The sequence below is a fragment of the Cupriavidus sp. SIMBA_020 genome (assembly GCF_046535395.1).
In the GTDB taxonomy this organism is placed as follows: Bacteria; Pseudomonadota; Gammaproteobacteria; order Burkholderiales; family Burkholderiaceae; genus Cupriavidus; species Cupriavidus campinensis.
In genome coordinates this window covers 1-261 of record NZ_JAWRWU010000904.1, presented here as the reverse complement: position 1 = coordinate 261, position 261 = coordinate 1, and the positions used below count along the sequence as shown (strand labels likewise).

1 protein-coding gene is annotated in these 261 nt (G+C 68.2%); it reads left to right on the top strand.

Annotated elements, in window-relative coordinates; genetic code table 11:
* Positions 1-261, top strand: a 261-nt coding sequence (locus tag SB751_RS32045) for an ATP-binding protein (protein ID WP_410749271.1), incomplete at both ends; no start/stop codon positions are given.

Here is a 261-nt window from a genome sequence, read left to right as displayed (position 1 = left end):
ATTCGCTACACGCCGGACGGCGGCGCAATCAGGGTGAACTGGCAGGCGAGCGGCGGCGGCGCGGTGTTCTCCGTCACCGATAGCGGCTTGGGCATTCCGGCGGCGGACATTCCGCGGCTGACCGAGCGCTTCTATCGCGTCGATCGCAGCCGCTCACGCGACACGGGCGGCACGGGCCTGGGCCTCGCGATCGTCAAGCACGTGCTGCAACGGCACGATGCACAACTCGAAGTGAAGAGCGAGGAAGGCCGCGGCAGTACC